General features: G+C 55.4%; 1 protein-coding gene. It reads left to right on the plus strand.

All coding sequences use genetic code 11. The features are described from left to right. Window positions 1–160 precede the first annotated feature (160 nt). A complete protein-coding gene (locus HMPREF3053_RS00005; RefSeq protein WP_070601050.1) occupies window positions 161–1,372 on the plus strand; it encodes an IS110 family RNA-guided transposase in 1,212 nt (403 codons plus the stop codon). The last annotated feature ends 124 nt before the right edge of the window (window positions 1,373–1,496 follow it).

The raw sequence follows: 1,496 nt of genomic DNA on the forward strand, positions 1-1,496 counted from the left end.
GGGGGGTGTTGCCGCCGGGTGCCAGGACTTTCGATGACAGCTGATAGGGACACGGCCAGTTTTAAACTAGGTCTCTTTGTAACGTGGGTGCTTGCAACGAAGGTCATGACACCAGCGACTGGAACAACGCCATACCCATCTCGTTTTCTAGGAGCTCATCATGTCTCCGGAGCATTCCATCGACATATTCCTTGGTCTAGACGTCGGCAAATCTGAACACCACGCCTGCGCCTTAGACCGTGATGGCAACAAGGTCTTCGACAAACCGTTGCCTCAACTCGAATCCGAACTAGCAGGCGTTTTTCACCAGCTTCAGAAGCTTGGCACCGTGCTCGTGATCGTCGACCAACCCAACACCATCGGCGCACTACCGATTGCTGTAGCCCGGGACTGCGGTTGCGAAGTCGGATACCTGCCAGGTCTTGCGATGCGCAAAGCTGCAGATCTCTATCCGGGACGTGCAAAAACAGACAAACGCGACGCATTCATCATCGCCGACACCGCCCGCACAATGCCCCACACGCTACGTGCCGTCGACCGCAATGATGAGGTACTCTCCGCCCTAAAGATGCTGTCCGGCTTCGATGATGACATCGCCCGCGATTGCACTCGCACTGTCAATCGGCTTCGCAGTGTCCTCACCCAGATCTACCCCAGCCTGGAACGAGTTTTTGCTGGTAGCACCCTGACTCGCACGCCGATCCTGGAATTATTGATCCATTACAAGGGACCGCAGGGGCTAAAAAGAGCCGGATACCAACGAGTGTTGAACTGGATGATCAAGCGCACACGTAAAGACCCCACCCCGCTGGTAGACGACATTTTTACAGCGCTGAAAGCTCAAACAGCCACCGTGCCTGGAAGCGATGCCGCCGAGTTAGTAATTCCTCAACTGGCTGCAAACATCCAGGCCCTCAAAGAGCAACGAAACACCATTGCTGAGCAGGTTGAAGAGATGCTCGCTGATTTCCCTCTTTGTGAGGTCTTGATGAGTATGCCCGGAGTCGGCATCAAGACCGCAGCGCAGATCCTTCTTGCGATCGGTGATGGCTCCGACTTCGCTAGTGCTGGCCACTTAGCTGCTTATGCTGGAATAGCACCCGTGACTAGACGATCCGGTTCGTCGATCAGAGGTGAATTCCCGGCACGGTCAGGCAATAAACGACTGAAAAACGCCTTGTTCTACTCCGCATTCGCAGTTATCCGCAGCCACGAACCGTCACGGCGGTATTACGAACGCAAACGCGCTGAAGGAAAACGCCACAACGCAGCAGTCATCTGCCTGGCACGACGCCGATGCAATGTCATCTACGCGATGCTGAAAAACAAGGAGTTCTTCCGCGAAATCCCGCCACGCCCCGTCGCCGCATAAAGCCCCAAAGACGAAGCCGACCAGCACACGCTGGCCGGCTCCTAGGCACGCCTAAGAAACTACTCCCAAGACTGTGCTCGTCAACATCGGTCTGGCACTTGACAAAAACATAGGGACACCCCCC

The sequence above is a fragment of the Corynebacterium sp. HMSC064E07 genome, assembly GCF_001815745.1.
Taxonomy (GTDB): Bacteria; Actinomycetota; Actinomycetes; order Mycobacteriales; family Mycobacteriaceae; genus Corynebacterium; species Corynebacterium jeikeium_D.

Coding starts and splice junctions, on each gene's coding strand:
- HMPREF3053_RS00005 (WP_070601050.1), top strand. CDS start 161: ATGTCTCCGGAGCATTCCATCGACATATTCCTTGGTCTAGACGTCGGC.